The 15574-nt window shown below is 37.6% G+C and carries 16 protein-coding genes; 8 read left to right on the plus strand and 8 right to left on the minus strand.

Annotated elements, in window-relative coordinates:
- Positions 1-33: 33 nt before the first annotated feature.
- A complete protein-coding gene (locus J7E57_RS00700; protein ID WP_215129637.1) occupies positions 34-1203 on the minus strand; it encodes an efflux RND transporter periplasmic adaptor subunit in 1170 nt (389 codons plus the stop codon).
- Between the two features lie 415 nt (positions 1204-1618).
- Entirely contained in the window at positions 1619-2401 is a 783-nt protein-coding gene (gene dapF / locus J7E57_RS00705) for a diaminopimelate epimerase (protein ID WP_215129639.1), read from the minus strand.
- A gap of 402 nt (positions 2402-2803) precedes the next feature.
- Between dapF and J7E57_RS00710 the strand changes: the two genes are divergently transcribed.
- Positions 2804-4354 (plus strand): trypsin-like peptidase domain-containing protein, encoded by a 1551-nt coding sequence (locus J7E57_RS00710; protein WP_215129641.1) that lies wholly within the window; start codon positions 2804-2806, stop codon positions 4352-4354.
- A 58-nt stretch (positions 4355-4412) separates the two neighbouring features.
- Here the strand turns inward: J7E57_RS00710 and J7E57_RS00715 are convergent, their stop codons facing one another.
- A complete protein-coding gene (locus tag J7E57_RS00715) occupies positions 4413-4757 on the minus strand; it encodes a four-helix bundle copper-binding protein (protein WP_083505280.1) in 345 nt (114 codons plus the stop codon).
- A gap of 291 nt (positions 4758-5048) precedes the next feature.
- Between J7E57_RS00715 and J7E57_RS00720 the strand changes: the two genes are divergently transcribed.
- Positions 5049-5552, plus strand: coding sequence for a hypothetical protein (locus J7E57_RS00720; protein ID WP_215129643.1), 504 nt, complete (start codon positions 5049-5051; stop codon positions 5550-5552).
- 290 nt (positions 5553-5842) lie between these two features.
- A complete protein-coding gene (locus J7E57_RS00725) occupies positions 5843-6034 on the plus strand; it encodes a cold-shock protein (protein ID WP_010599638.1) in 192 nt (63 codons plus the stop codon).
- Between the two features lie 89 nt (positions 6035-6123).
- Here J7E57_RS00725 and J7E57_RS00730 read toward each other — a convergent pair whose 3' ends face one another.
- Positions 6124-7245 carry a TlpA family protein disulfide reductase gene (locus J7E57_RS00730; protein WP_215129645.1) on the minus strand — a complete coding sequence of 374 codons (1122 nt, stop codon included), beginning with the start codon at positions 7243-7245 and terminating at the stop codon, positions 6124-6126.
- 229 nt (positions 7246-7474) lie between these two features.
- Here J7E57_RS00730 and J7E57_RS27390 point away from each other — a divergent pair, with 229 nt between their 5' ends.
- From J7E57_RS27390 to J7E57_RS00750, 5 genes are all read left to right on the plus strand, one after another.
- Positions 7475-7594: a GxxExxY protein gene (locus tag J7E57_RS27390; RefSeq protein WP_410522672.1), complete on the plus strand. Its 120-nt coding sequence runs from the start codon at positions 7475-7477 to the stop codon at positions 7592-7594.
- A 1-nt stretch (position 7595) separates the two neighbouring features.
- Positions 7596-7883, plus strand: coding sequence for a GxxExxY protein (locus tag J7E57_RS00735; RefSeq protein ID WP_251029745.1), 288 nt, complete (start codon positions 7596-7598; stop codon positions 7881-7883).
- 222 nt (positions 7884-8105) lie between these two features.
- A complete protein-coding gene (locus J7E57_RS00740) occupies positions 8106-8786 on the plus strand; it encodes a succinate dehydrogenase cytochrome b subunit (protein WP_215129647.1) in 681 nt (226 codons plus the stop codon).
- 17 nt (positions 8787-8803) lie between these two features.
- Complete coding sequence (locus J7E57_RS00745) at positions 8804-10783, plus strand: fumarate reductase/succinate dehydrogenase flavoprotein subunit (RefSeq protein ID WP_215129649.1); 1980 nt, start codon at positions 8804-8806, stop codon at positions 10781-10783.
- Between the two features lie 85 nt (positions 10784-10868).
- Positions 10869-11639 (plus strand): succinate dehydrogenase/fumarate reductase iron-sulfur subunit, encoded by a 771-nt coding sequence (locus tag J7E57_RS00750; protein ID WP_029278232.1) that lies wholly within the window; start codon positions 10869-10871, stop codon positions 11637-11639.
- A gap of 483 nt (positions 11640-12122) precedes the next feature.
- Here J7E57_RS00750 and J7E57_RS00755 read toward each other — a convergent pair whose 3' ends face one another.
- The 4 genes from J7E57_RS00755 to J7E57_RS00770 are packed head-to-tail and all read right to left on the minus strand — an operon-like array spanning position 12123 to position 15544.
- Positions 12123-12521 (minus strand): energy transducer TonB, encoded by a 399-nt coding sequence (locus J7E57_RS00755; protein ID WP_215129651.1) that lies wholly within the window; start codon positions 12519-12521, stop codon positions 12123-12125.
- 25 nt (positions 12522-12546) lie between these two features.
- Positions 12547-13182: a TonB-dependent receptor plug domain-containing protein gene (locus tag J7E57_RS00760; RefSeq protein WP_215129653.1), complete on the minus strand. Its 636-nt coding sequence runs from the start codon at positions 13180-13182 to the stop codon at positions 12547-12549.
- 5 nt (positions 13183-13187) lie between these two features.
- On the minus strand, positions 13188-15170 hold the full coding sequence (locus J7E57_RS00765; RefSeq protein WP_215129656.1) for a M56 family metallopeptidase: 1983 nt from the start codon (positions 15168-15170) through the stop codon (positions 13188-13190).
- Positions 15167-15544: a BlaI/MecI/CopY family transcriptional regulator gene (locus J7E57_RS00770; RefSeq protein ID WP_029280636.1), complete on the minus strand. Its 378-nt coding sequence runs from the start codon at positions 15542-15544 to the stop codon at positions 15167-15169. Before J7E57_RS00770 ends, J7E57_RS00765 begins: the two co-directional genes overlap by 4 nt.
- Positions 15545-15574: the final 30 nt, after the last annotated feature.

Genomic DNA, 15574 nt, shown 5'->3' on the forward strand with positions numbered 1-15574 from the left:
CACTGATGTAGTGTGATTGCACTGACTATATTGTTATTTTTTTATTTCAGCATAAACTGAATCGGTGTTTTTTACCTCAGGTTTAATTTTAATCCCGTCTTTTAACGATTGAAAGCCTTCTAAAATAACTTTATCTCCAGCTTTAAGTCCTTTGGTAACCACGTAGAAATTACCCTTGGCTAATTCCATCACTTCAATTTGAGTGTTGACCACCTTAGCCGAATCGCCTAAAATGTAGACGAACTTTTTGCCCTGTAAATCGATAGTTGATTTTTGAGGAACTAGAATTGCATTTTCAACATGCTGAGGAATTCTAACCGATGCACTTGCGCCATTTTTTAATAAGAAAACCGGATTAGGGAAGGTTGCCCTTAAACTTGCCGAACCAGTGCTGGTGTTAATCTGCCCGTTGATGGATTCAATCTTGCCGTTCTGCGCATAGATTGTTCCATCGGCAAGGACCAAACTCACCGCCGGAATATTTTTCATTTGCTGTGCAAGTGTGTTGCCTTTATAGGTATTGGAAAAATCTAAAAGCTGTTTCTCGTTTAATGAGAAATAGGCGTAAACCTTAGAAGTATTAGAAACAGTAGTTAACGGCTGCGTACTGCTGCTGCTCACTAAACTTCCATTTCTGAAAGGGATACTACCAACTACGCCATCAACAGGGCTGGTAATCGAAGTATAACCTAAATTAACCTGTGCATTTACCAATTCTGCTTTCGCTTGTGCCAGTGCAGCTTTCCTGCTTTGAAGCGTTAGCTGCGCTGCATCCAGATCGTATTTGCTAATAATATCTTTTTCTACCAGGGGTTTGGTTTTATTTACTGTTAGCTGGGCAGCATTTACATCAGCTTCGGCGCTGCTAATTGCTGCTCGTGCTGTCCTAACCTGTTGCTCGTACTGTGGTGCATTAATGGTGAAAAGCAATTGACCTTTCTTAACTACAGCACCCTCATCAACCAATATTTTTTCAATGAAACCATCAACTTTCGGACGGATATCGATGTTTTGAATACCTTCAATTGTTGCTGGATAATCAGAATCTAATGTTGTATTTTGTGTGGTTACTGTAAAAACAGGGTAAGCTTGTGGACCAGCTGCGGCTGCAGCGGCAGCTTTTTTAGCTGCATCGTTATTTCCGCAGGACGCTAGAAGCATACCAATGCTCACGCTAAAAAAGAGAGTTGTTACTTTTCTCATGGGTATTTCTGTGTGTTTAAATTTAAATTTCCGGAATTAAGGGCGTTGTCAAAAAATATAGGACTTCGATTTTCGCCAATAAATGCCCAAAAATAGAGCCTAAAAAAAAATATATCTGTCCGAATTCTGTCATTTAATCAATCGATTGATTTATTTTTCGATTGAAAACCTGTCGGATTTCCTTTAAAGTGCTGTTAAAGATTGTGTTGTCGTATTTTTTGGCATAAAAAACAGTGTGTAAATATCTTGCGACAGATGTTAAAAGCTGTTAAATCCAAAGGAAATATACGATTTTTTAGAATAAATGTTGCGTATTGAGGCAACAAAATACACGGATGGTGTCTGTTTACACGAGATGTTCAGATAGGATTCAAACCTCGCAGGTTTTTAAAACCTACGAGCTTAAAAAAGAAGATTACTCCACTTCTCCCTCAAAAACCAGTTTAGCCGGGCCACATAAAAATACATTGGTAAATTTCTTACCATCGTAATCGAATTCTATTTTAATATCGCCACCCAAAACTTTAATGGCCGTTTTAATATGACCGGTTTGGTCTTTGTGTTTCGCCATGGCCATGGCAACAGCTGTTACCCCAGTACCACAGGCATAAGTTTCATCTTCAACACCGCGCTCGTAGGTACGCACAAATAAATGATCGCCTTTATCTTCTACAAAGTTTACATTTATGCCCTTTTCTACATAGGTTCCATTGTAGCGGATGTTTTTCCCTTCAGTAAAAACATCAAAGTCTTTTAAACCGCTTTGTAAAGCAACATAATGAGGCGAGCCAGTGTTCAGTACATAAGCCTCACCATCTTTGGTAATGGTATCTACATCAATCATTTGTAAATCAACCCATTCGCCATTTTCTGAAATTCTGGCATAATGCGGGCCGTCTACTGCCAAAAAGTTTGTTTCGCGATCGATGATTCCGAGTTGTTTGGCGAAGGCAACAATACATCTGCCACCATTTCCGCACATGCTGCCCAGCTTACCATCAGCATTAAAATAATGCATCTCAAAATCATAATCCTCATGTTTGGTAATAAACATTAATCCATCGGCGCCAACGCCAAATCTTCTATGACATAGTTGTTCAACTAATTGATTATCAATATTTTTTAACGGACTCATCGTGTGATCTATTAAAATAAAATCGTTGCCTGCGCCTTGGTATTTAAAGAAATTAATTTTCATGAAAGCTTCATTTTTTAATGCAATATTTGAGTTGCAAAAGGTAATTAGTGGTTTGTGCTTTTTAATTTAACATTTTTTAACACAAAACTAAGTGCTTTGAGGATACAAATATCGTTTATATGGTATTAAATTTGAATAAACTTACGAAAGAAAATTTGAGCAGATAAAAACTGCTGGAGCATTCTGCTTAAATCAAAGTGAAAATGCTCTCGCAAATAATAACATTTAACAAATGAATATTATAAGCTAACCAAACAATTAGCTAGCAAATCAGCTTATAATAAATCATGGCTTTAAAAAACACAATATACAAACACATGAAACCATTAAAAGCTAGCGGTTTTTAAAGCAATGCTAACCTTTTAATAGCTTCATGACCATTAAAAAACAATATACAAACACATGAAAAAAATATTAGGAATTACCGTGTTGGCTGCTTTTATAGGTGGGGCAGCAGCAATTGGAGGTTACAAACTATTTGAGCGTAACCAAACTGGCAGTACCATTACTGAAAAACAGAACTTATACTTCGCAAATAATCCGCTTAAAGTATCATCAGCGGGAACAACAGATTTTACGCAGGCGGCAGCAGTAGTTGCACCTGGTGTAGTTCACATTAAAACTACATATGCGGCACAAAGCGGCGGTGGTAGAAGTTCTTCTCCATTTGATATGATGGAAGATTTCTTTGGTGGCGGTGGCCGCCAGATGCAACGTCAGCCTAGAGCAGCATCGGGTTCTGGTGTAATTATCAGTCAGGATGGTTATATCGTAACCAATAACCACGTGGTAGAAAATGCAGAGAAGGTAGAGGTGGTTTTAACAGACAGACGTAAAGTTGAGGCAAAAGTAATTGGCCGCGATCCGAATACCGATTTGGCTTTAATTAAAGTAAATGCAACGGGTTTGCCTGTTGTAAAAATGGGTAACTCAGATAATGTACAGGTTGGAGAATGGGTTTTAGCCGTTGGTTTCCCATTAGATTTAAATACTACGGTAACAGCTGGTATTGTGAGTGCAAAAAACCGTAGTATTGGTATTATTGGTCGCGAGCAACAAGGCAACGAAATTACTGAAGAGGAGTATCGCGAATACCAACGTACGGGTAAAAGACCGGATCGTCCGGCAAATACCAGTATCGAATCATTTATCCAAACCGATGCAGCCATTAACCCAGGCAACAGCGGTGGTGCGCTTGTAAACGCAAATGGCGAATTAGTAGGTATTAACTCAGCAATTGCATCGCAGAGCGGATACAATCAAGGTTATGGATTTGCAATTCCAGTTAACCTTGCCCGTAAAATTGTTGATGATTTTATGAAATATGGCTCGGTTAAACGTGGTTATATTGGCGTTAACTTTGTGCCATTAAGCGGAGAAGATAAACCTGAAGGCATTAAAACCAACGAAATAAGCGGTTTATATGTGAATGATGTAGTTGCCGGTGGTGGTGCTGCAGCAGCAGGCATTAAATCAGGAGACGTCATTAAAAAAGTTGATGGCGTAGTGATCAACGATTCTCCTGATCTTCAGGAAAGAGTTGGTCGTTTAAATCCAGGCGATAAGGTTAAGCTAACAGTGTTGAGAGATGGTGCGCTTAAAGATTACACCGTAACTTTAAAAGGAGAAGCCAGCGTAGGCCTTACAGCCAAAAATGCAACAAGCAAAGGCGCTGAGGTTTCGAAACTAGGTGCAACTTTTGCTCCTGCTACTCAAGCACAGAAATCGAAATATGGCATAAATAGTGGTGTTGTAGTAACGTCTGTAACCACAGGAAAAGCATTTGATAATATTGGTGTAGAAAAGGGTTTAATCATTACTAAAGTGAATGGGCAACCTGTAAATTCTGTAGCCGATGTTCAAAAAGCATTGCCTTTGGGTAGAAACAACATGGTAAGTATTTCTGGTGTTGGCGAGCAAGGTTCTTATAATTATAGCTTCCCAGCGCAGTAATTAATCTGATAAAAATAGTTTTTAAAAGCGTCCCGATTTCAAATCGGGACGCTTTTTTTTAATCCTGATGAATCGGTTCGTGATTGGCATGGCAGGCATCTGCGCATTCCTCGCAGGCAACAGCGCATTGTCTGCAATGTTCATGATCGTGTTTGCTACATTCGGCTGCACAAAGCCTGCATATTTCTTCACAGAGCAATAAATATTGATGCCCGATAATTGAATCTCTTTGCAATAACCGGGCAGCTTGGGTACAGATATCTGCGCAATCCCGATCTAGTTTAATGCAGTCAATCATCATGTTGATGTCTTCTTCTTTTAAGCAGGACGATGCACAATGTTCGCAAGCTAGCGCGCAATCTAGTAAAGCCTGGATTAAACCATGGTTGTTTCTCGTTTCCATATCGTAAAAGTTTTGGTTATACCTATTTTGTATATTAATAACCTGTTGGAAATTAAACTGTTTTAAAAAAAATGAAATTGGCGACTGGTTCTGGGAAATCTTGAAATGTTAAAATATCTTAAATAACCGGCTGTTCGGCCAAATCCCTGTACTCAAACCAATATTCATCCGTTTTTCATAATCAAGATTTAGTTTCGCTATTTACCGATTGATAATCAGCGTTTACCGATACGCTATAAATTAATTTTTTTTATTGTTCCATATTTGAATCAGCAACAAAAACCGAATATTATGGCTTTAGCTAGCATTAACCTCAGCGTAAAACAATATTTCAATTTTATGTGCAGAACAGATTTTGAAAGACGGATATTTCACGATACTTACAAAGAATTTCAAAAAAGATCAAAAATATACAGCTTAGATGAGCGCGCACATACCTTTTCTCAGATGCAGCAAGCCAGCGAAAAGGCAAATACATTACACCAAAAACTTCAGTACTCCGTAATGAACAGCATTGCTGCCTTAGCACATAAAATACCTGTTTTAAGCGATTTAGAAGATCACCCGATCCTTTTCGATTGGGCCGAATTACATATTTATGCTTCAGATCTGTTAAATAAAGCAGCGCATGTGGTATCGATCACCTATACCAGCCCGAAATTAATTTTACACGAAATTATTGGTGATCTGTTAATCTTAAGTTACAATGGTAAAGAAAACGAAACATTAGTGGTGAAAATTACCGAAAATCTGAAGGTAAATTATGAGCAGCACGAAAACCTGGTTTATAGTTAATTTAACCTGATTTCTTTCCAGATAGTCTGTATTGATTACGACGGGAATTATATGTTGAATTATTATTTGTTTTTTTTAGGTAGAAAAGTGGAGACAAAGGCCTGTTTTGAACGTGCTTTATTGATAAAACCGGGCGATACATCGAGCAATGATAGACTAAATCGGGGCGCTAAATCGGGCTTAAAGGGCAAACTATCAATATATTTAGCGTTATTTATATAATAAAAAAAATAAAAAATTGATTTATAGGGATTTAACTCTATCTTTGAAACAAATTAAAATACAATACAATGCAACAAGGAACAGTAAAATTTTTTAATGAAACTAAAGGTTTCGGATTTATCACTCCATCTAATGGCGATGCCGAAATTTTTGTTCATGCTTCAGGCTTAATCGATAACATTCGCGAGAATGATACCGTAAACTACGATGTAGAAGAAGGTAGAAAAGGCCTAAACGCGGTAAATGTTAAAGTAGCTTAAGAAAACTCAAACACATAAATCGTAAAAAGTCCCGATGCAAATCGGGATTTTTTTTGTGGAATCAACTTTTGAATTGCGGATCCTCACATTTATCTGCCGGCCAAATTTTTGCTGATTTCACTGTCAACAAAATCTAAAGAAAGATCATTGTTGGTTAATACAGTGCCGTTTTTATCTACTAAAAAGAAGTAAGTAACGTTGTAATTGCTTAAGTTTTTTGCATTTGGCGATTTGGAACCTTTAAAGTCGGCATATTGAGGCCAGATTAATTTGTCTTCTTTTATTGTTTTAAGCCACGAATCACGCTTTTTATCAAATGATACGCTTATAAATTCAACATCTTTATTCTTGTATTTTTCGTAGAGTGAAGTCAGTGTTTGGTTATCTCTGCGGCTCTTACCACTATATGATGCCCAAAAGGTTACCAGATTTATCTTTTTTAATACTTTTAAATCGAATTTATTTCCTTCGATATTTTCTCCTTCAATATTTGGCATTTTACTTCCTGCCATCATTTGGTTGGCCTGTGTAATTTCAGCTAAAAGACTTTCGCCTTTTTTACTTTCCTGAACTTCTTTATCTAAGCCATTAAAGATTGACAGGTAGTGCTTCGCTTCTGATTCTACCGTTCCTAAACGTTCTAATAAAAAAAGTGTGTGCGTTGAGCTGGGATACTTTTTGGCAAAAGCTCTGATAATTTCCAGTTTAAGCTGAAGCTGTTTCGCTCTCCACCGATCTGCTTTTTGAGCTTTCTCCATAATGTTGCTCTGGTTAGCTTGATCTAGCTCTTGTTCTGCAATATTCAAACTATCGAGTATGTCTTTACTCATATTGCCTGTCAGTTTGTAGAAATCGATAAATTCTTCACCCTCTGTGTCCGGAACGCTCTTTAGTGGATAAATGCTAGGGTTTTTTCCATCAAGGACGCCTTTGAAGCTGCCTTTATCAAGATAGAAGTAATATTCTCCGGTGCGACTGCCATCTTCAGTTCTTAAAGTGGCATAGCCTTTTATTGGGATATTGATTTTAAAAGTCTGATTGCTATTGGTAATGTTTTCAACTTTCAGTGTTTCGCCCTTTTCAGCGCTTTGAATGGTAATTACGGCATTTGGGCCAAAATTTTTGGTTTCGAGATTAAATGTAGCGGGAGTTGGATCGCAGGAAGAGAAGAGGCCCGCTAATAAAGTAAGTAAATAGAGCTGTTTTTTCATATTAACAATTTGATATTGCAATATAACGAAAAACTTAGTTATTGGAGAGGGGATTTAGGATTTCGCCATTAATAACATTTTACCATTAAGAAATTAAGGTAGTTAAGAAGAAAAATGTTATTTTAGTTGCAGAGTAAGTTCTTAATAATCAACTTATTTTAATCATCCCCTAATTCTGCATGTTTAAAAAGTAATGTAGGATACATGTTTCATTTTAATTGCTTAGGGAATGACTAAAAAAGAAGTTACACAATTATCTTACGAGATCACAGGTTTTGCAATTAAAGTTCATAATGTACTTGGCCCAGGCCTATTAGAGCGTATATACGAGCGCTGCTTAAAAGTATGAGTTGGAGAAAAACGGTTATGTTGTTTCGCAACAGTTAACATTATCGGTTGTATATGATGATTTGCCAATAGATTTAGATTTACGCACCGATTTATTTGTTAATGATTGTGTTGTTGTTGAAATAAAAGCAATCTCCAATCTCTTGCCCGTTCATCAGGCACAATTACTGACCTATATGAAACTTCTAAATGCTCCCCAGGGATTGCTGATCAATTTTTTCACGGATAATATTACCAAAAGTATCGTTCCTATGATTAATGAATACTTCAAAATCTTACTCGATAGATAAGATACTAAATACTATTGTCCTCCTAGGACTTAATGATCTTCATTTCTTAATGGAAAAAAAGCTTATGAAACCACAAATATTCCCGTATTCTTTCAATTATTTCCGAATATGCTTTAGAATGTTTCTAAATAAATGTTTTATCGTTGTTTTGTCATATTCGTTTATAAATTAAACTCATAATTAGATACTTTTGCAAGAAATTTAGATATAAATCCTAATCAAATGAGTGGTTTCGGAAATGCATTTTCTTCTTCAATAGGGAAGAAATTCATCATGGGTATTACAGGTTTGTTCCTGATACTTTTTTTAATTGTACACTGCGGTATTAATGCTTTAATTTTTATTAGCGACGGTGGTTTAACATTTAACGTAGGCGCACATTTTATGGCCACTAACTGGATTATCCGGGCTGGCGAGATTGTGTTGTTTATTGGTTTGCTTGCGCACATTTTTCAGGCGTTGCGTTTAACGTTGGAAAATCAAAAAGCACGCCCTGTTAAATATGCCGTAAACGATGGTAAGGCAAACAGTAAATGGTACAGCCGTTCTATGGGCTTATTGGGTACACTTTTGCTGATCTTCCTGGTCGTTCACCTGAAAGATTTTTGGGTAGTTTCCCGTTTTACAGGAATCCCAACGGTTGATGCTAACGGACATGAAGATCTTTATGCGGTAATGAAAGAGAAATTTCAGGATCCGGTAAGGGTTGTCGTATATATTCTTGCTATGTTTTCTTTATGCTACCACTTATTGCATGGTTTTGCTTCCGCATTCCAAACATTAGGATGGAACCACTCAAAATATAACGGTATAATTAAAGGAGCTGGCGTTTGGTATTCGGTTATTATTTCGATCCTTTTCGCAGCCATGCCGATTGCAGTTTATTTCGGTCTTATTCAATAATTTTTAGCACAAAAGATATGTCAGATATTAATTCAAATATTCCAGAAGGCGAATTAACCAGCAAATGGACAAAATATAAGTCTTCTGTGCCTTTGGTTAACCCATCGAACAAAAGAACTATTGAAGTAATCATAGTAGGTTCGGGTTTAGCGGGTGCTTCGGCAGCGGCTACTTTGGCCGAAATGGGTTACAAAGTAAAATGTTTCTGCTTCCAGGATTCACCACGTAGAGCACACTCAATTGCTGCTCAGGGTGGTATCAATGCAGCAAAAAACTATCAGAATGATGGTGATAGCGTTTATCGCCTTTTTTACGATACGATTAAAGGTGGCGATTATCGTGCCCGCGAAGCCAATGTGCATCGTTTGGCCGAAGTAAGTGCCAACATTATAGATCAGTGTGTGGCTCAGGGTGTGCCTTTGGCACGTGAGTACGGTGGTTTGTTAGATAACCGCTCATTCGGTGGTACACAGGTACAACGTACTTTTTATGCAGCTGGTCAAACTGGTCAACAGTTATTATTAGGTGCGTATTCTGCTTTAGAACGCCAGATTGGTATGGGTAAAGTAGAAATGTATACCCGCCACGAAATGCTTGAGGTTGTTAAAGTCGATGGTAAAGCACGTGGTATTATTGCACGTAACTTAATTACAGGAGAAATAGAGCGTCATTTCGGTCATGCGGTGGTATTGGGAACAGGTGGTTACGGTAACGTATTCTATCTTTCTACCAATGCGATGGGAAGTAATGTTACTGCTGCCTGGAAAGCGCACAAACAAGGTGCTTATTTTGCAAACCCATGCTATACGCAGATCCACCCAACTTGTATCCCGGTTTCTGGCGATCACCAGTCTAAATTAACCCTAATGTCTGAGTCGTTGCGTAACGATGGACGTATCTGGGTTCCTAAAAAGAAAGATGATAATCGTAAAGCTTCAGAAATTCCTGAAGATGAAAGAGATTATTATTTAGAGCGCCGTTACCCTGCTTTTGGTAACCTGGTTCCTCGTGATGTGGCCTCCCGTGCTGCTAAAGAGCGTTGTGATGCGGGTTATGGAGTAGGTGCTTCTAAGCTAGCAGTATACTTAGATTTTAAAGCCAATACAGAACGTTACGGAAAAATCGAAGCTTCTAAAGCCGGTAACCACAATCCTGACAAAGAAACCTGCATGCGCTTAGGTACCGCAGTAATCAAGGAAAAATATGGTAACCTGTTCGATATGTATGCGCAGATTACCGGTGAAAATCCTTATGAAACACCAATGCGTATCTATCCTGCGGTTCACTATACCATGGGTGGTTTATGGGTTGACTATAACTTAATGACATCGGTACCTGGTTTATACTGTACTGGCGAGGCTAACTTCTCCGATCACGGTGCCAACCGTTTAGGTGCATCTGCTTTGATGCAAGGTTTGGCTGATGGTTATTTCGTTCTTCCTTATACCATTGGTGCTTATTTATCAAAAGAGATTTCGGTAAAAGCAATCCCTACTGATCACCCTGCCTTTGTAGAGGCTGAAGAAAGAGCAGTTGGTATTTTAAATACACTGATCAATATTAAAGGAACTAAGTCGGTAGATCATTTCCACAAACGTTTAGGTCACATTATGTGGGAGAAATGTGGTATGGCCCGTAACGAAAAAGGTTTAAATGAAGCAATTCAGGAAATCAGAGCTTTACGTGCTGAATTCTGGAGCGATGTTCGTGTACCTGGAACAGCTGATGAGTTAAACACCGAATTGGAAAAAGCTGGCCGCGTTGCTGATTTTATCGAGCTAGGCGAGTTGATGTGTATTGATGCGTTAAACCGTAACGAAAGTTGTGGCGGTCACTTCCGTGAAGAGTATCAGACAGAAGAAGGTGAAGCACTACGTGATGATGAGAATTATGCTTACGTAGCCGCTTGGGAATTTAAAGAAGGTGTAAACTTCGAACTTCACAAAGAAGAGCTGAAGTTTGAAAATATTAAAGTAGCACAAAGAAGTTATAAATAGTAGCAAGACGTAAGTATCAAGTATCAAGATTTAATTCAAGTCTTGATACTTGGTTCTCGTTACTTGATACTTAAATCTCAATATCATGAGTACAGGAAATATGAACTTAACGCTAAAAGTTTGGCGTCAAAAAAATAACAATGCCAAAGGTGCTTTGGTAGATTATAAATTGGCCGATATTTCACCGGATATGTCTTTCTTAGAGATGTTCGATGTATTAAACGAACAATTAATTAATAAAGGCGAAGAGCCTGTGGTATTCGATCACGATTGCCGCGAAGGGATCTGCGGAATGTGCTCGATGTTTATCAACGGCCGTCCGCACGGACCAAAAGACTTGGTTACTACCTGCCAGTTGCACATGCGTTCTTTCAAAGATGGCGATACCATTGTTGTTGAGCCTTGGAGAGCAGCAGCTTTTCCGGTAGTAAAAGATTTAACCGTAGATCGTTCTGCATTCGATCGAGTTATTGCTGCTGGTGGCTTTATTTCGGTAAACACAGGTAATGCGCAAGATGCGAACAACCTGCCAATCCCTAAAATGCAGGCAGATGCTGCTTTCGAAGCCGCAGCTTGTATTGGTTGCGGTGCTTGTGTGGCAACCTGTAAAAATGCTTCAGCAATGTTATTCGTATCAGCTAAAATCTCTCAGTTGGCATTGTTACCACAAGGTCAGCCAGAGCGTTACCGCAGGGTGCAGAGCATGGTTGCGCAAATGGATGCTGAAGGTTTTGGAAACTGTACCAATACTGGTGCTTGCGAAGCCGAATGCCCTAAAGGAATCTCTTTAGAAAACATCGCTCGTATGAACCGCGATTTTGCATCTGCAAAATTTATTTCAGAAGAAACCGTTTAAAAGATATACTGTGCACCCAGCTTAACCGCTGGGTTCTTGAGCCTCCACAACGTGGAGGCTTTTTAGTTTTAAAGGGAACTACAAACTAATCATAAAATAGCTGTTTAAGACATATTATTAGACTAATACTGGTTAATAGACCAAGAATAAATAATGAATAAATTTTAATGATTTGTTAGCATGCTAACGACTAAAACAGATACATATTTAACATTTTCCCGCTGTTATGAAAACATATGAAACTTTATAAATTAAAAACCGAAACCTTGCACAACAAAGCGGTCTCGAAATAAAAGTTTGCGAAAGTCGCAATAATCTTATGTTTGCATATTAAAATTTTGCATATTTAGAAATTTTATTCTGTAATATTTGCATATACATTAAAGTTTTTCTAAATTTAGTCTTCCGAGACAGGAGAGAAAACATAAAACCCCGGCAATTTTGCTGGGGTTTTGTGTGTTTAGCCAATCGCCCATTTCGGATTTACCTCATACTGAAGTTAACATTGATGTTGTATTTCACACGAACAGGTCTTCCATTTAATAATCCAGGATTCCATCTTGGCAATTTGTTCAATACTCTTAAGGCTTCGTCATCCGTTTCCTTTGTCAGACTTCTGGTAATCTGAATATCTGTTAGTGTCCCATTTTTCTCTACTACAAAAGAAGCAAATACTTTTCCCTGTGTGCTGTTTTTCTTAGCTACTTCAGGGTACTTAATCTCACGGCCTAAGAATTCATAAAATCTCTTAATTCCTCCAGGATAATCGGGTGTCTTTTCTAGGGAGGTAAAATCATAAACTTTGTTTGAATTGTCTTGTGCTTTTGCTTGATTTAAGCACATGGCGATGCCCATTAGGGCTAAAAAGATTAGCTTTCTCATTGTTTTTTTATTAAATATTGATTATTTAGTTTTTCTTGGGAATTGCTTTTGATTTTTTAGTGGTAATAATCACCACTCCATTTTTGCCCTTATCACCGTGTAAGGTTCCTGCAGATGAGTCTTTAAGCACTTCTATTGATTCAATAGATTCTTTATCCAAACTTTTTATCTCTGAAACTTCTTTTCCGTCAATGATATAAAGCGGCTCGGCCTTCGGGTCAAAATCTCTATTCAATAGATTTCTTAAGGTTATAGATGTATTAGGGTTAGGTACATTTGGTTGCACACTAAATCCTGATACTTTCCCTTTTAACTTGGTATCGCCAATTTTTATCGGAACGGTTTTAAATTTGGAATTGCTTAAAAAACCACTTCTGGTTTTAACTTCTATCACACCTGCAAAACCATCAGCCCCATACTTAGCGCTTGCTAAACTATCCTTTAAGATGCTTACAGATTCAATGTTATTGGGATCAACCTCGCTAAGTGATGATGTGCCCCTTACGTACTGTTTATTGCCATCTATTACAATTAAGGGTTCAGTGCCAGGGGCAGGTATGCCCCTAAGCGTAATTTTGGTTGTTTTTGTGCTATCTGCCTTTTGGGCAAAAGCAACTAAACTAAACCCCATCATTATGGTAAAAGCGATTATATTTTTCATTTTGGTTAGAATTTTCTTTTAAGCTCGAAAAAATTTGAAGTTTTGTCGATAGTAAGCTCCTTTGTGTCTGGCTGCCTGAAAGCACTGTTTTTTGCTTCTTTAGTGGTAATTAAAATTGCCCCATCTTTGGCCCTGTTTCCATATAGGCTTACTGCAGTCTGATCCTTTAAAACCTCAACAGATTCGATGCTATTTGGGTTTATCGAATTTATCTGGCTGTTTTCTGCTAGTTTAACGCCATCTAATATAATAAGACCGTTAAAATTGATACCGCTTTTAAGTCTTATGCCGGAAGAGGTTTGTGATAATGTTTTAAGCGGTTTAGGAGGATCAGTATTCAAGGTGAAATTGACATTGATGTTGTATTTTACCCTAACGGCTAAGCCATTCTGGATTCCTGGGTGCCATTTTGGCGATTCTTTTATAACCCTCATCGCTTCTTCATCGGTACCACTTCCTAAACCACGTGTGATTTGGACATCTGATAATGAACCATCTTTTTCAACAACAAAGCTGAGAAAAACTTTACCTTGCACATTATTATCTTGTGCCATTTTCGGGTACTTAATGCTGCCACCCAGGTATTGATAAAACTTGCCTATACCGCCCGGAAACTCCGGTTGTTTCTCGATTGAAACGAAATCATACACTTTATCCGTATTTTCAGATTTAACGGCACCGGTTTCAATGGTTTTAGGAAGATAAGATATAATGTTAATCTTGTTCAGATTTACATATCCATCCGATTTAGGCAATAATTTATTCTTAAACTCTTCTGAAGATTCTGGAATTTTAAAACTTACCGTTAAAGCATATTTGCCATCTGCTACAGTTTTAAATCCTTTATAAGATAAAATTGCTTTCATCACTTCTTCATCGCAACCTGCCCCCAGTTCTACGTTTGATGTAATATTGATAACCCTGCCGCCTTTTAGATTAAATTTTATCTGGGCATTACCTTGTACCTCATCACTGCTGGCTGTGCCTGGGTATTTAATATTTCTTAATAGAAACTGGTAAAATCCTTTCCAGTTTGCATCTGTTTTGCCATCAACTGAAATTTTAGGTGCTACAATTATTTTCTCGGGTGTTGTAACCATGTTTTCTACAATCTCAATCGGTTTCTCTAAAGGGATTTGATCGGTAATGGATAACAACTTCTCATTTTTGCGTACAGTAGCCGACGAAAAAACAATCAGAAGGGCAAATAAGGGGATAAAAATTCCATACTTCATAATAGCGATCTTTTTAGACCGCTCTTTATGAAGCATGAAAATTCTTTTTTTGATCAATGATTTTTCTAAAAAGCCATTTGTTAAGGCATTTGGCGAAATGCCGAACGACTTACTTAGCAATAACATCGCATATTCTGCCTTATCACCCTGAAATTCGGCAGCAAGTTCATCAGCTAAAAACTCGTGGATATTTTTAATTGCTTTTTTATAAAGGTAAATCACAGGGTTTAACCAGGTGATAATCCCTATAATTTCGAAAAATAAAATATCTACGGTATGCCATTGTTTGATGTGTGCTTCTTCATGAATATCAATCACATCCATTTGTGGCAATTCCTGATCAATTACTTTTTTGCCAAAAAAAGAGAAAGCCGAGCCAGCCTTGCTTACTGAGATAAGTTTTTTAACCGCTAATAGGTTAAATACCAATCTACCTAAGAAGAACAAAATACCTGCGCAATAGATGTAAACGAATGCGTTCCCCCAGTTAAAACCGGTATTGCGCTCCGTTACAATCGTTGCTTGTGCTAATACGGCTTCCCAATTAACTGAAGTATAAACCTGTTGTGCCGCTTTCTGCTCCGTTAGCCATTCTAAACGGATAAAGGGTATAGATAACGACAAAACGCCCGCAGCTACTAAATAAATGCGGTTTAAAGTGAAGTAGGTCTCCTTATCTAACAGTAATTTGTAAAAACCGAAAAAAACAATTAAGTATAAGTTCACCTGTAATAGGTAGTGGGCAAAACTCATTTTGGCTTATGTTTAATTTTATTAATCATTTTTAAAATTTCATCAACATCGCTTAAATCCAGTTTTTCTTCTTTAACGAAAAAAGAGAACATACTCTCTACCGAATTTTCGAAGTAATTGCCCAACAATTTTTCTGTTGCATGGCGTTTATATTCTTCTCTGCTGATTAGGGGATGATATTGATGGGCCTTACCGAAGGCTTCATGACCAATAAAACCTTTGGTTTCTAAAATTCTAATAATGGTTGATACGGTATTGTACGCAGGTTTGGGGAGGGGGAGTTCATCAATAACTTCTTTGACGAATGCTTTTTCCAATTGCCATAAAACCTGCATAATCTGTTCTTCGGCTTTGGTTAAATCTTTAATTTCCATAATAGTTAATAATAATAAGGATGATGACAA

This window comes from Pedobacter sp. ISL-64, from assembly GCF_018613605.1.
Lineage (GTDB): Bacteria > Bacteroidota > Bacteroidia > Sphingobacteriales > Sphingobacteriaceae > Pedobacter.